The sequence below is a fragment of the Pseudocitrobacter vendiensis genome, from assembly GCF_943590815.1.
In the GTDB taxonomy this organism is placed as follows: Bacteria; Pseudomonadota; Gammaproteobacteria; order Enterobacterales; family Enterobacteriaceae; genus Pseudocitrobacter; species Pseudocitrobacter vendiensis.
Genome location: NZ_CALSBS010000013.1, coordinates 99,900 through 114,155 on the forward strand (window position 1 = coordinate 99,900; position 14,256 = coordinate 114,155).

At 42.7% G+C, this 14,256-nt stretch carries 12 protein-coding genes; all 12 read right to left on the minus strand.

Annotation, left to right across the window (positions count from 1 at the left end; all coding sequences use genetic code 11):
* Window positions 1–1,925 precede the first annotated feature (1,925 nt).
* A complete protein-coding gene (gene trhC, locus NMC31_RS14840) occupies window positions 1,926–4,607 on the minus strand; it encodes an IncHI-type conjugal transfer ATPase TrhC (protein ID WP_015063109.1) in 2,682 nt (893 codons plus the stop codon).
* 8 nt (window positions 4,608–4,615) lie between these two features.
* A complete protein-coding gene (locus NMC31_RS14845) occupies window positions 4,616–5,566 on the minus strand; it encodes a TraV family lipoprotein (protein WP_015063108.1) in 951 nt (316 codons plus the stop codon).
* Between the two features lie 9 nt (window positions 5,567–5,575).
* Entirely contained in the window at window positions 5,576–6,328 is a 753-nt protein-coding gene (gene htdT, locus NMC31_RS14850; protein ID WP_185757620.1) for a protein-disulfide isomerase HtdT, read from the minus strand.
* A 105-nt stretch (window positions 6,329–6,433) separates the two neighbouring features.
* Window positions 6,434–6,940 carry a hypothetical protein gene (locus NMC31_RS14855; RefSeq protein ID WP_015063106.1) on the minus strand — a complete coding sequence of 169 codons (507 nt, stop codon included), beginning with the start codon at window positions 6,938–6,940 and terminating at the stop codon, window positions 6,434–6,436.
* 8 nt (window positions 6,941–6,948) lie between these two features.
* Window positions 6,949–8,307, minus strand: coding sequence for an IncHI-type conjugal transfer protein TrhB (trhB, locus tag NMC31_RS14860; RefSeq protein ID WP_022652153.1), 1,359 nt, complete (start codon window positions 8,305–8,307; stop codon window positions 6,949–6,951).
* Complete coding sequence (gene htdO / locus NMC31_RS14865; protein ID WP_015063104.1) at window positions 8,297–8,737, minus strand: plasmid transfer protein HtdO; 441 nt, start codon at window positions 8,735–8,737, stop codon at window positions 8,297–8,299. The genes trhB and htdO overlap by 11 nt, the downstream gene beginning before the upstream one ends.
* Before the next feature lies 1 nt (window position 8,738).
* Window positions 8,739–9,977, minus strand: a complete 1,239-nt coding sequence (locus NMC31_RS14870; RefSeq protein WP_015063103.1) for a TraK domain-containing protein — start codon at window positions 9,975–9,977, stop codon at window positions 8,739–8,741.
* Between the two features lie 2 nt (window positions 9,978–9,979).
* A complete protein-coding gene (locus NMC31_RS14875) occupies window positions 9,980–10,765 on the minus strand; it encodes a TraE/TraK family type IV conjugative transfer system protein (RefSeq protein ID WP_022652152.1) in 786 nt (261 codons plus the stop codon).
* An 11-nt stretch (window positions 10,766–10,776) separates the two neighbouring features.
* Window positions 10,777–11,094 (minus strand): type IV conjugative transfer system protein TraL, encoded by a 318-nt coding sequence (locus NMC31_RS14880; RefSeq protein WP_022652151.1) that lies wholly within the window; start codon window positions 11,092–11,094, stop codon window positions 10,777–10,779.
* 51 nt (window positions 11,095–11,145) lie between these two features.
* Window positions 11,146–11,499 (minus strand): hypothetical protein, encoded by a 354-nt coding sequence (locus NMC31_RS14885; protein WP_015063100.1) that lies wholly within the window; start codon window positions 11,497–11,499, stop codon window positions 11,146–11,148.
* 289 nt (window positions 11,500–11,788) lie between these two features.
* The gene (locus tag NMC31_RS14890) at window positions 11,789–11,974 is read right to left on the minus strand and encodes a hypothetical protein (RefSeq protein ID WP_032610388.1); all 186 of its coding nucleotides are present in this window, start codon (window positions 11,972–11,974) and stop codon (window positions 11,789–11,791) included.
* A 1,058-nt stretch (window positions 11,975–13,032) separates the two neighbouring features.
* Window positions 13,033–13,908, minus strand: a complete 876-nt coding sequence (locus NMC31_RS14895; RefSeq protein WP_015063098.1) for a RepB family plasmid replication initiator protein — start codon at window positions 13,906–13,908, stop codon at window positions 13,033–13,035.
* Between the last annotated feature and the right edge of the window lie 348 nt (window positions 13,909–14,256).

Genomic DNA, 14,256 nt, shown 5'->3' on the forward strand with positions numbered 1-14,256 from the left:
GTTCCGACACCCGGACAGCGTCCCTCCCTTGGCTGGCGATTAAGGGGGTTAAATGTTCCCGCACCCAAACAGCATCCCGCCCTGGGCTGGCGATTAAGGAGGTTGAATGCTCCGGCACCCGGACAGAATTCGGCCTTGAGCTGGCGATTAAGAGGGTTCAATGTACCGCCGCTCCGACAGTATCCCGCGCTGGGCTGGCGATTAAAGGGGTTAAATGTTCCGGCACCTGGACAGTATCCGCCTTGAGCTGGCGATTAAGGGGGTTAAATATTCAGGCACCCGAACAGTATCCCGCCCTGAGCTGGCGATTAAGGGGGTTAAATATACAGGCACCCGAACAGCATCCCGCCCTGGGCTGGCGATTAAGGGGGTTAAATGTGTTCCGGCACCCGGACAGTATCCCGCCTAGAGCTGGCGATTAAGGGGTTATATGAATCAGTTCCCGGGAGGGATCTATACATGACCTACGATAAAAGCAAAACAACATTAAAGTTTGGTTGTAAGAACTGAAAAGTACAAAGTTGAAATATGAAACGCGGGTTGGACCTCTCTAACGTTAGTGGTAATGACTTATGGTGCAAACATAAATCTACATATTTATGGGAAGCTGGTTAGACGACGTCCGGTCTGAAGCGCACAGACTGAAAGAGTACCGTGTGGTTCGGCGTGAACCCAGACAATAATGTTAATTCTTCGCAGCAAAATAAGAGGGCGTTCTCACAAAAGTTGTGGAGACTTGTGCAGATTACTTCTTCTGAAATCTCGTAGGCCGTTCTAATTATCTCTATGTTACTAACATTTAATTTCCTTTACCTTTTCTAGTGTTTTCGAAATAAGGTTTCGGTGTGCTAGAACTTTGTTGGAATTTAAAGCCTGGACTCTAATACCGGGCAAAAGAGTAGAATATGCCAGGCCCCCGCAAAATTTTCGACGGCTAAGGCGCCATTCAGGAATGAACTAAATCCTTCCTGCTTACCTCGTGATCCAAAAGATGGCATTCAGAATACTAAGAAAGCACGCCGAATCTGAGCCTATAACCCTTTGGCTAAATTATGCAAAGCAATGTTACTCAACACCCGGGATAAACTTTAAGGTGTTTATATACCAATTTTGGAGATTAAGGCGCACATACCCGGCGGAGCGAATTGGTTGGATCGTCAGTAAATTGTTTTATTAGGAATAAACTTCCCCAATTTCAAGATGCGAATTTCAGGTTTTTTGGTAAATGGCACTACGCTTGTTTTACAGATAGCAACCAGTTACAACATCTCGATTAACCATATTCTAGTAATCACTTGAAGCTGAAAATGGTTGACTATACCAACCTAAATAGAAGGCATTTCATTTTAGTTCAAAACAAAACTGCAACTTAATAGTTATGGTTGGTTTAGATAACCACAAATACGAAAATTGACTAACAAAACAAAAAGAAACCAACTCACAAATATTATCTCTAACTTGTTAAACAAACCAACAAGACATGAGTTATTGTTTGTTTTTCAATGCCTTACCAAACTTTAAATCGATACATAAGAAATTATGGGTTGCTTAGCTAACCATAAAGATAGTGTTTATATCTAATATACAGTAGCGCGACAAATTTGGTTATCACTTGCAACCACAACATCCGTATCCAAGGCAGGAAATTTAGCTCAGCACAGGCCGAGCATGATTAAACATCAGCCGTATAAAAGCTACATCACCAATCAACTTAAGTAGAAGCCCCAGAGAAGCCAATCAACAGTATCTACAAATAAAATTTAGGGATATTTAGGGATATTTAGGGGAGTTAATTCGATCCAGAAATTCTGAACCTGAACAATTGTTGCGGGGGAGGGCAGTGTAACACAGTTAAAAACCTGTATTTTGAGTAAAGTACGGATACCTCATCCAGTAAAGATGAGGTATCCAGTACTACTTAAACGTTATGCAGCTGCATTGCTAGCAACTTCCTGTTCATACAGTATCTCAATTGCTTCGCCGTAAGAGCAATCAAGACGGCTTTGTATTTCCCATAGCTTTCCACGGTCGGTACTGTCAGTCGTAAAACAAAGCTCCATTTTCCTGTCTACATAGAGGCGACATATCTCCTGGAAATTCTCGAATCGGACGAGCATCTCAGAAAATGCACGCTTTATCGTTCGTATGTTTTTCATACGCTCATATTCAGCATCAGTCGTGGAGAAGTAGTTATTAGCCTTCATGGCTTCTATGCTCTCCTTTTCCTGCTTCATGATGATCTTCCACGGCGAGTTGGCCGTCAGGGCTCGACCTACCGAGGAGGTGAAGTAATCTTCAAAGGACTGGGTAATACAAATACCAGCACAGTTCGTTTTCCTGAATCGGCGCCAGGCAGCTTCAAGGAAAGATGAGAAAAACTGATTTGACTGATTACTGGAGCCTGAAGCATTATCCGGGCGAATATACTCCCATGCCTCATCAAGGATGAACAACCGGCGGCGACCGTCCTTTTTGATAAACATTGCATGCTGAGCAGCTTGAATGATCGACATGAGCACGACTGTCTGGAGGTGAGGGGTACCCTTCAACTCTTCAAGCTCAAGAACTATAAACCGACTACCGAAGTTTATTGGCGGGAGCTTTTCGGTAAATCGATTTCCGTAAATGCCTCCTTCACACCATTGCCCTAATTGCTCACCGATATCTTTAATACGCTTATCTTCATGGGCAGAACAGCGGCGTGCAAATCCTGTAATAGAGCCTGTACTTCCGACTTTACGTGATTCGTTATATTCATCACCAATCAGTTGAAGCATGACCGATTGTTGAAAGTCGTCAATATTTCCTTTTTCAGATGCCATTATTTTTAACTGATTCAGGACCATAATGGTCTGTGCAACTTTATCCTTTTCTTCATCGTTATTATTTGAGTCGTCATTGAAAACAGGCGCTTCATCAAAAACTCGGTCTGCAACAGTGACATCGGTCAAAAATGCGAACGGATTCAGAGTAAAATCAGGCTTTTTACCAAAATCTATAAACTGACTATTTGTATATTGCTCCGAAATACCCTGATACGAGCGACCAACGTCAACTACAAAAATCTGGGCTCCATCAGGGTCAAATGCATCATAAGCATTGTTTTTGAAACCTTCAAAAGTATCACGATAATGGATCAGATTATTAGAACGCGGCCCTGCACCAAGATAGTTATTAATGATGTATGCAACCCAGAACGATTTGCCTGCACCAGAAGTCGCCCCAACAACCATATTATAGCTGGCAGAAGTCTTGAAGATATCAAGCCCCAACAGCTGGCCCTCTCGTGAGACGAGGTTAAGTACAGGTCTGTCAGTATTACCTTTCCATGGGCCGAATAGAGGGGTCATATGCGCTGCACCAGTATTACTGACTACCTCAAAACGGTCCAGATCTAGTATCGTCTTGGGGTCATTACACATTGGAAGGCAAGAGACAAAAGATGGAAAGATGATGTATGAATCATCAGCCACTTTAACGCGACTTTCCAGATAAAATGATTTTAACTGGTCTGCGGCAGACTGGACATCTAATGCTGAATTCCCCATGACGGTAAATGTCAGATAACTGTGTAAAAGACGGGCCCCATCTTCCAGTTCACGTGTTACCGCCATGTAATCATTATCCATGTCCTTCAGTCTTGGACAAAACGTTAAGACGGTTGGGATACTAGCTTGTTTGTTAGTAATTGCCTTATATCTGACGTTATCTCTAGCTAATTTTAAGGGATCGGCGAAATGGACTGTTTGAGTTATCATAAATGGGCTAAATATAGTTTTACGCCCATTCATCCAATTCACTACAAGTTCATACATGCTTCCAAAATTTACATGTTCTGGGAACTTGACCACAGATAATTGTTTGAAATAACGATGTTCAGAAACATCAGTACTCTGCGTTGTAGATGAAAAATTATTTTCAGTTACTGTATATTTTCGCCCCGGAACATTTAGCTGTTCGTTAAGACGCCTCATAGTGTTGACTTCAACATGACCTTCAGCCCAACGTGATGTTTTTCCCGGATGCATTAATTTATCCATGCAATAAAGCCAGTTTTCGGCGCTAACTTTATGTGGAAAAAGGCCCAGTGTGTTCAACTTACTGATTAGGTCAGAGTACAGTGCATCGATGCGATTAATTTCAATTTCAGTAGGAAGCGCAGATTTCAACGGAATAGAAAATGACATCCAGATCTGAAAGTCACGAAGCATTAATTTATCATGATCCGGTTTTAAGGGTTCATTTAGACTTCTATCATAATAATCCAGCTGGTAGGCCGTGAGTAAGTCCCCCTTAAGCTTATCATGTCCTTCCATTCGACCACCACGAACTGCCGACCAGGCACTTAAATGCAAGGTCAGGTCCGGCAGTGCTGTTAATGAGGTCTGACAGATAGTGTCAGTAGGAAAATCCATTTTAAATAATTCAGCTAACACATCCTGCTGATTATCAAAAACACCAGGTGAGGGGTTACAAATAAACATAAACCCAAGCCGATTACCGTCTATTAGAAAATAATTCGTGCCAGGAATCTGGTCGTATACAGGAATAAACCCACCAAACTGGTGGCGACTTAATTCTTTATTATAGATGTTAGCAGATTTCATTCGCGACCTCAGAGTTGTCTGATAATACCGTTAGACGAAACTGCTTTCGTTGCTCGCTGTTGCTGTTGCATATTTTCACGAGCGGCATCCTGAACTTGCAAAGGAACTATTCGCGCCGGATTTGATGTCGAATTTTTACCCGCAATCCAAGTTTGGGGTTTGACATTCACATAGACAAAGCCAGGCAGGTTTAAAGCGTCATTATCGTCCGTGTATGGTGCAAAGGTGATTCTCATGACGCGGCCTTGCTGAAGTACAGCAAGCGGTTCTGGAGCTACCACAGCCTGTTTATACCCTTGTGTACGGTATTGCTGGATCTGGCCAGAGCTGAGCGTAGGGTTTACAGGCTGTCCATTATTAACGGAGTAAAGGTCTTTACTAGCACTGATATCGGAATTTGGCGCAACGTAGCGCGGTACAGGTGCCGGAGATACAACCTGTGTTGTTTGCTTCATGACATCAGCAGTCGGATGGATAAAAGGGTTACCGGATGCACCTGTTGAGCTGTAGCTCGTTGTCATCCTTACATTAGAATTAACTGGAACGCCGCTTATCGGCCGTGGCCCGATTGTTGATGTTGGCGCGCCCATTTTTAATGTCTCATCGTACATAACGGGGACTTGGCCAGCAGGTTTAATTTGCGTCGTCTTGTATGTCACAGGCTTATTTACCAAGACGGCAGACTTAGGGTATTGCACAGCGCCAGGCGGCGAAATTTGGGCAGGGTACTGGCTGTCATTGACAGCCGATTTCTCCTTTCCCGAATTAGCTTCTTCCTCCGCAAGGCCGGAAAGATCATCACGGTTATTCGTTAGTTCCATAACTTCACGAGGGCCTTTACAAACGACCCCTTTTTCAATTCCCGGACATTCTGATTCTGAGCTGCCGATAGTACAACCCGCTAGGTATGAAGATGAACCAACAACCAGAGCGCTGAAAATAACTTTTTTAATGTTCATTTCATTACCTTAATTAGTAGCAAATGGGTTTTTGAGTAAGGGTTCGACACTTTGTTTTAACCATGAATCAAAATCTTTCGGTATGCCATTACCGGCAAGTCCGTCTTGTCTCACAACTGAAGGTACGCCCTGTAATTTATAAATACCTGCCAGCATCAGAGATCCTACCAATGGCTCAGCCGGACATGTTTCTGCCTCTTTTTTTGTCAGGAGCCTTTGTTCTATATCGGTCTTATTTCCCATAAGCCAACGCAAGATATCAAGGTCATTCACTTTGCCTTTTTCTTTACTGCACCATAGTTGACGTAATTCTTGCTTTGGCTCACCGGGGGAGGGGATTAAAATGATGTCAACCCGGTATTTTTCTCTTTCGTCATAGAATTTTTTTATTAAATCTTGGCAACCATCACAATCAAGCGTGATAAAAATAGCGGCTTGTCTTTTTAGTTTTGGGTTTCCTAAAGGGATCAATGCCACAGTATCAAGAGGAAAGGGGGCGTCGTCTAAATTAATAAAGTAGGATTTTCGTACATCTTCTACGGATAAGACTGACTTTCTCTGAAGAATGTCCATGACGCTACCACCCGTTATTGTATAACGTCCATCAGTGGTCACAGCCATCAACTGCGAACGTTCATCCTGGAACAGATAAAGACCTCCAGTCGGGATGTAAATAACATCTTTAGGCTTATAGCTTTGCATTTTCGCCAGTACGCCCTCTAAAGGTTTCGTGGACACTCCACCTTCTTTTGCTTTTTCCATTAATGCAGCTGCATCAGTGTTGTTTAATACATTTTCAGCAGCATTTGTAAGGGGTGGACACACTGTGATCATAGAGACCAGCAGAGATAAAAGTAACTTTTTCAATTATCGTATCTCACTTTCTTTTGTTTCGCCTTGTAGAGATTGTACCTCACCAAAACTTCCACCAAGGTCGATATAAGAGACTATTTGAACATTATCTGGAATTGTTACTGCTAATGATGCATCAATAACCAAATAGCCACGAGAACGGTAAACTTTCATTAATGCTTTAAAGTAATTTTCAAAGTTGTTTTTAGACTGTACCAAATCCGGCTCAGGATTCTGCTTATTAAATTCTTTCCTTAAAGTTTGCATATCAAGTACTGCAATTTGGTAGGACGGATTCGACATTGCTTTGACGCTTTCATAAACAAAACTCGCCCCCTTGTATCCATAGATCACGAAAAGCACAGCTAGGCCAGCTAGCATCAAATACTTGAGGGTTTTCTCGATATCTATTTCCAAAGTTACTTTTTTGGTTGTACGTATACCCCCAACAGGTTTAGCCGCCTCAAGCTTCACGTTTTCAGCAGAATCACTTTTTGTTCCTGGTTCAATGTTATTTTCCATAATTAACCTCAGCGACTCGTCAGGTTTGTAGGTATTGTTGCGCCTGATTGAACGATAAACGTAATTGGGCGCCCTGGGCTAACTTCGACTATTGGCCACTGCTGCTCAGCAATTGATGTGTAGTAGTCCACAAGACGGTTTAGACCGCCCTGAGCTGCTCCGGCTCCGGCCAACGCTCCTAATGCCCCGATGTTCGGCGATTGGTATTCAGCCGTTGAGTTAGGATCGATATTTAACGAAGACACCTTAGATGGGCTCAGACTACCAGCCAGTGCTGACAGGCCTCCTGCAAAAGCAGAACCTGCGATCGCATTTCCATTTCTACTTATCAGATTTCCACGAATACCATTTTTCCCGTCATTTTCACTAACTGCGTATGCTTCCAGTTTGACGTCGAAAGCTTTTCCTTTCGAGTTCACACAAGATATTGATGTTGCCCGAATGTATGCTCGCTGTGACGCCAGATCACCCACAGCTGAACCCAACAAATTACAATCCCGCAAATCCATCGTGAAATTGTTTGGCATGATGATGTCTTTTTTAATACGCATAGTGACTGGCATGGGTTCAGCTTTAGACGACAGACTCGTTGGGGCTTCCAGACCATTAATTAGCACCCCTGTGATAATTGACGTCGCTGGGAGAAACATTTCGTCTTTACGTGCCGCATGCCGAGCTTTACTGTCTACAGGAGCGGTCCCGTCGCCGCGAATAGTTCGTGTCGGGGCTTTGTCACCGCCAGCAACGACCTCACGCCCCTCTCTTATCCGGCTTTCGGATATCGGCATAACCTGAATGACACCATCAGAACCATTTGTCTTAATTGAACTCTGCGTGATAGTCCGCATTGGGCTATTTCGGGTCGGTGTGATCGGAGCGTATCCGGAACTAGCCCCATTCACCGCAGCATTTGGATTTAGCTGGTATGGCGTTGCTGGGGCCTGCTCATTGACGTTTTTGCGTGACCCACCTGCGTCGAGATTACGATTACCGTTTCGTGAGGTCTGCATGTCAGTCAACTGCGTCGAGAGCTGCTGGACTTGTGAAGCAAGGTTGGCAATCTGTACTTTGCTTTCTTGCTGGGCCTTTTCAGCTTTATCACGATCTGCCTTTGCCGCATTCTGATCAATGCGGTTCTGCCTGACCATTTCGTTATAAGTCTTCTGGCTTTCCTCGTTACTCAGCTTAGTCATTTGTGAATCATCAATCAGGAACCCAGTTTGCATATCTTTTTTCTGGGTTTTCTTCTCTTTTTTAACCGGAGTGGAAAAAATTGATTGACTAATAACGATAATCAATACAATCAACGCAGCACCAATTACTGAGATTCTGACAGTTTTATTTTCCCAGGCATTTTTAATGTCCATTATTAACTCCACTCTTTGGTTGCTGGAAGCGCTTAACTTTCAAATTTCGTTCGTTTTCTGTCATCTGAGGCACGATATAAGGTTCACCCGCCCTGGGCCATTTATCTTTAAAATTCAATCCTGAATTATCGGATTCAACAGGGGCAAAATCCTTACCATTATTAAGCGAACCAACTTCTTTAATTTCCTTAACTCCGCGCCGACTTTCAAACTCGGTTGAGCTTCCAACGAATTTTTGCGCAAGGGTAGGGTCGCTTATAATTATCGTATGTTCTTCAAACGCATCGTCAACTGTCTCACCCGGTCGGTGGTCATCGGGAACTATATTCACTGTTCCTTTTGGAATGTACTCAGTTTGGTAGTAATAACTGGTACCCAAAAAAACGACTAGTCCAAATGAGACCCCTGTAAGAAAAGTAGCTTTTCTCATTTTATCTTTTAATCAGGCTTGGTCGTGTGGTTACACGAGTCTGGCGCTCTTTAAATAATTTATCCCGCACAATGTAAAGCTCGGTTTCCTCTCCAGGCTGAAGAAATGCTTTATCGAACAAAGCACTTGCAATTACTCCTTCAGTTATACATTGCTGATCAGCGACAACTTGTCCGTAAGGCTTGTCATTTTTAACAAGAATGACATCTATCAATTCCCTAGATCCCACAAGTCTTTGCCCTAACTTTGAATACATATTGAAATTACACGGAGACTGCTCTGAGCTCGGTATACGTGACAAGCGGTCTTCTTGTAAACTAAAACCAGAAGGAACCTCACCTAGCGCAACCGGAGTCAGTAAATCAATGATCCGCTGTTTATGGTCATCCTGACGAGGGTCAGATGGTGCCAACTCTTCTGACTGGGATCGTGCCAGCATCTCATCATAATTATGTTTATCCAAAGATGTCTCACGTTTCGCCTGCATTGTCGGGCTCAAAGAAGTTGTGACCGAAATCATTGCACCAGGAACATCCAGTGGAACCAGTGTCAGGTTATAAGTCGATTCAGGCACTGAATCTTCTGAAAGCATTATTCCAATTGGCTTATCCGTGTTTGTTGAAATAAATACATCGCCGCCGTTAACGAAAATACTGGCTTCATCACCTGGCGTTGAAGTACTTACAGATGCGTTTTTAAATGAAGTTGAAATTCTGTTTTGCAGACCCCGTGAAACTGGCAGTACAATATTCCCACCCGGTGGGACGTTTACTCGCTGCACTTCTTTGTAGCGATTACGAGCCTCTACATATAACTCATCTGCTTTTGAAGGGGCCCCGGTGCTTTGTGCATTTTGTTGAGGCTCTTTCCCTGCCGGTCTTCCGTAACTATCAAAATTTCCGGATTTAACCTGTTGCTGATAACCGACAAGCGTAGGGTTTTTTGACAATGCGCCAGTTATCTCATTGACAGCTGGGGAGGCACTACTTGCAGGTGAAAGACTTGGTAGTTCAGTGGTCGGTTTTGTTGCTTGTGACGTCTCAGGCGCGGGGCCGGTGCCAGATTCTTTAATAATCGCATTTTTCACACCATTCTGAAATTCATCTGCCCCGACAGGCATAACAACCGGGTTATTTACTGTCGCCGGTAACTGATAGTCTTCAGCAAAGACTACATTCGAAGTTGCCAGCAAGATCATTGCTGTAATCGCGTGACAGCGAAAGCCCTTTTTAGAAGTCATAATTAGTTACCTGTAGACGGCGGGGGATTATCGAGTGTTGCCAGTTGTTCTTTGCCGTTGATTGTAATTTTCTTAATATTTGGTGTACCAGAATACTGATTTACATAGGCTATGCGTGGTCGTCCGTTTTTCATACCCAGCACCCATTCAAACGTCCATTTTGATGATTCTGTTTTGTCCGGAACATTAATCAAACGCGTTGATTTCGTTCCCCAGACATAGACCATGTCATTTTTGGTGTCATAATACATATCGATCGGTTTAAATGACTGTTCAACACCACGAGCTTGCATAATATTGGTCTGCTGCTGTAATGACTCACGGGTTTTCGCCTGTAAATCCGGAGAAAGCGCATCCAATATGGTTGTTGTTACAAAGCCTATGTTTGTTGGGTTTATGTTCCCAATTAAAGTACTGAAGAATAAGGCCCATTGAGTTTTATATGACTCTGAGGCTTTATTTCCCACAACTTTAACTTCTTCCGTCATATTAGGCGGAAGCACAATAGTCACAGGATCGGTAAGAAATTGATTTTTTACCACTAAAACTGCGATGACTAATATAGCAATTGAATTCACACGTAAGAGTTTTTCGTCACGTTTAATCAATGCACTATAAGTAATTCCAATTTCAGAAGCTTCAATCTCTTTACTAAAGCGAGCTTTAGAATCCCGAAAGCGTCCTTTTGAGTCTTCGCCTCCATTTTGCGAAGTCTCGTCCTTTTTATCAAAATCGCCATTACTGGCACTTTTAATGAATGGAATTTTAAGCTTGCTGAGAAGTTTCATTCTTAGCTCCATCAAGAATAGAGGTTTCTGATAAATGGATCGGTAAAGTAACGACTACTAAACACTGATTTCCCTGGAAACAAGCCGAACCACCACAGTTTGTGTTTGAGTTTTCCTCTAACTCCTTCTTCAGCTGCTTTTTTATATGCAAACCAAAACACAACCGCAACAACTACAGAAGTTATAAAGAAATCAAAAATATTACCACTCGCGATAGTCACGAATGTTATACCCAATTGCTTTGCATCCCAGAATAGAATCAACAAAGGCATATTAATTCTGTAAGGGAAACGATAGGTATGTGGAGGTACCTCGTACTGACTTGTCATAAAAACTCCAGAGAGGGGGAATATCCCCCTCATCGTTATTGTTCTAACAAATCACAGCGGGATACCAGCATCCAGGAACGTGCTGATAATTTTTTCACCGTTTGCCATAATCAGCATCATTAATGCTGAAACCAGCGCCAAACCAAGGTTAGGTTTTACAACGCCGAAATAAGCTACGGAGAACAACATGCCGCAAGCGATGATTTTACCCGGCGCACCAGTTAATGCTTCGCTCATGTAGGCCCAGATATCGCCGAAGGCTCCGTCGTCGGAACCCGCGTACGCTAAACCGCAACTTGCTAAAAACAGGAGAATAAACAAAGGCACTTTTGCATGTTTAGACTTCAGAAATGCAAAAGCGTTAGTTTGTTCTCTTTCAACGTTAGTATTCAATGTCAGTTCCATAATTACTCCGTGTTGATTTGAGTTCACGTAAACGCATTTGCATAATACTTTTTATTTTTCTTTCATTTTTCTGTTAACCACCCTTTTTTTCCCTTAATTGCGCCTGGTGTTTTTTTAGCCTATGAATGTCACATGTGAATACCGTGTGTATATCGGATTGAAGAAGGTGAGGCAGGTTATTTTTTCTTTATAGGGAAGAAGTTCATCGTCTATCTCTTCACCATTTTTGTGATAACCATCCAGTCCGATATTTGAGAAAGCTCTGTGTAAGGATGTCATTCTAAAAAAGTCACTTTTCCCATTGATACAAGTGCTTTTCAGCCACATCCTGTGTGTCGCCCCATTCATGCAAATGCTTTTCAAACAATGCGCCTTTTCCAGCCTCATTCATGCAAATGCCTTTGTAGCAAAGACACATATCCGAAACCCATTCATGCAAATGCTTTTCGACCAAAGGAACCTTTTCCGGGCTCATTCATGCAGTTGCTTTTCGACCAAGGGCAACTTTTACTATTCCATTCATGTAAATGCTTTTTGGTGAAATTCAGCTATCGAATCCCATTAAGAGAGGTACTTTCAGTCCAAAGGCACCTTTTCAGGTCGATTCATCCAAATGCTTTCCGGTCAAAGACACCGTTACGGCGCCATTCATGCAAATGCCTGTCAACCAAAAGCACCTTTTACTATCCCATTCATGCAAATGCTTTTCGACCAATGCCCCGTTTGCTGCACCATTCATGCAAATGCTTTTCGACCAATGCCACCGTTTGCGGCCCCATTCATGCAAATGCTTTCAGCTAAAGGCACCTTTTTACTGTCCCATTCATGCAAATGCTTTTCAGCTAAAGGCATCTTCCCGCCTCATTCATGCCAGGGGTTTCCAACGTAGGCACCTTACACAAACTCATTCAAGCAAATGCTTTTATACAAAAGGCACTTTTCTGTCGCCATTGAAGCAAGTGCTTTTCACAAAGGTCACTTTTCTCCCCCCATTGAAGCAAATGCTTTTCACCACCACTATGGGATTTTTAAACGATTTGCTTTTATTTTCATGAGGTTATGTTTACTTATGGGACCTCTGTTTTGAACTGGATATTTATCAAAACGCCTCTGTTCTAATCATGTCCCAGACAATTACAGGCTTTAATTTTCTGTGCAAATCTCAGTGTGACATGAGAAGGACAGGGATTTTTCACGTATAGCCACTATGCACAAACGTTGATGGGTAGTTTTATCTAAAGGCATCTGGATGAATGACTTCTGATTAAATCATTCAAAATCAATTGCTTAGTATTCGTTATCTAACTCAGTGAAAATTAGTTAAATAAAGCATTCGATCGAATGCTCAAAATTCCCAGGGTGCTTAAGCAAAAGTAAGAAAGGAAGCAGGGAAGCAGGGAAGCAGGGAAGCAGGGAAGCAGGGAAGCAGGGAAGGGTATTCATATCAGCAGAGGCGTCCAAAAAAGCATTTGGATGAATGCCCGTACGCCTCATTACATCCAAAGTTACTTTTCTGCGAACTGAACCAGAGGATCAGCTTTGTTTTGCCAGAGCAAGCTTTGGACTTCTCTTAAAAATCTGGAACTGAATATCTCTACCTTTCTTAACCTCTTGATATTCAAGGTATCCTATTGATTTTAACTCCAGCATAGCCTTTCTGATGATCTGGTTTTGAGTACGTACTGGAGTCGTCAAAAGAAGCCGCTCACGCAAACGCTTCATGTTAACGAATAACGTTCCGGCAGGCATTGCCTCAAAATAGATGTACAGGCTCTGTGCAGCTTCTTTTTTGGCGAGAACCGACAGTACCTGTAAGCTTAATAGGGTTTTATGATCATACCGGTAAAGCTCCCACATCGAGGGATCACCCACGAGCTCTACTGTGTCCTTCTTAGGGTCAATCATAGCTTTCTGCACAAGGTGTGTGACAGTGAAGCGTTCAGTTTTAGAATCACGGAAAGAAATAACAACGGACGCGAGGTTTGCCAGCGCTTCCTGAAATCGTGAACGGGTTCGCTTGTTGATATTTGTAGAACTGATACCACACATTTTTGCAAACTCATTGAACGACAATGTTATTTTCTCGGAGGCGAATCCATATTTACTGAACGCCATAATGCACCCAAGCCAACACTTGAAGTCCGTGGACATCGAAAGCTTAAGGCCAGTGATCCGGATGTCATCGTATCCTTCTGACCGGGCCAGTTCCATGCTCGACAACTCATCAGAAGCATCAACCTCAAAATTTCTGAATCGCTTCTCTTTAGTTCCCACCGGGGTAAAAACACTTAAGCGCAGTAAAGCAATGGGTTGGACCGATTTCGAAGAGTTTGGACTCAGTTGATAAGTCCTCCCTGTATCCGTGTTGGTCACATCAAACGGATGTGCTAACTCATTGTTATCACTCATTTAAACTTACCCACCATGTTTTTCCCTTTCTACATTTAGCTGTGAATAGATTATTCGTCCAAATGCTTTTCACGCATTAAACTAAATGCCTTTTCAATTCAAGTAAATGCTTTTCTTATTCGATCAAATGCTTTTCGCATGCACCTGAATGCCGGATCATTGCTATTTCTTTTAAAAATCATCACGTTACAATGGTCGTGATCTTTATTGTTCTCTATTGATCTCTATTGATCTAAAGAATTGATCTATCTTGTGGAAAACGGGGATAAATTCCCTCTGAGAAAGAGCTCTGGCCCTACAAATTTAGGATTGGATACAAACCCTGTATAGAATGCAGCCGGGAAAAAT